We start from the raw sequence: 787 nt of genomic DNA, 5'->3' as shown, positions 1-787 counted from the left end.
CAACGTGTTTGTGTAAGGAACGTTGCGGTTTTGTGTGCGAGGATTTTCCGAAGGAAAATCAGAAGCAAGCAAAAAAGCAACGACCAAACGGTTGAACTAAAATAAGCAATGTTTTTTACACGGTGTTGTGGTGTCGTTTTTTTTAATCAATTGGTTTTTCATTTTCCATTGTAGGTGGCGGTGGCGTATAAGGCATAACCTCCCAAAATGATATATTCAGTTCCTTTTCAGTTTTTAATTTGTCATATTCTTGAGATAAGTCCGTTAAGAATTTTTCAATTCCGTTTACTTTTTCATTTCTTTCCGATTCTATAATTACTAAATAGTTATCTGTTTTTTTTGACTTATTAGAATTTCGATAATATGAAAAGTCCTTAGTTAGTTTTTTGCCTAAAGAGTCTGATTGTATTTCTATTATTGTACTTGCTCTATATGGTTTTCCTTTCCGAAAAGTAACATAATGTTTTTCATCTGGGTCAAAAATCATCGGTTCGCAATGTTCAATCGGATATACATTCCGAACTATATTTTTTTGCTTAATAACTATTTTTGGAATACTATCGTTACAGGTTATTTCTCGAATTCTGTCAATGAGTAATCCGTAATTTTTAAATTCCGACAACTCAAGAGATACATTTAAACTTCCATTTTCGTTTTTTGGAAATCCATAATCCTTTGTTTCTGTTTCTTGCTTTCCACAACCTGCCAAAAACAATACAATTATCAAATATTTGGCAAAGTTTATATTCATTTAAAGGGTTTGTTCAAATGCACCACAACGTGTTTG

At 31.9% G+C, this 787-nt stretch carries 1 protein-coding gene; it reads right to left on the bottom strand.

The features are described from left to right. Nucleotides 1-142: 142 nt before the first annotated feature. Nucleotides 143-751 (bottom strand): hypothetical protein, encoded by a 609-nt coding sequence (locus tag IEW94_RS16800; protein WP_188655251.1) that lies wholly within the window; start codon nt 749-751, stop codon nt 143-145. Nucleotides 752-787 lie beyond the last annotated feature (36 nt).

It is taken from the genome of Yeosuana aromativorans (assembly GCF_014646655.1).
GTDB classification, from domain to species: domain Bacteria; phylum Bacteroidota; class Bacteroidia; order Flavobacteriales; family Flavobacteriaceae; genus Yeosuana; species Yeosuana aromativorans.
Note: the sequence above shows the minus strand (reverse complement) of the source record. Positions and strands in the feature narration are given on the sequence as shown.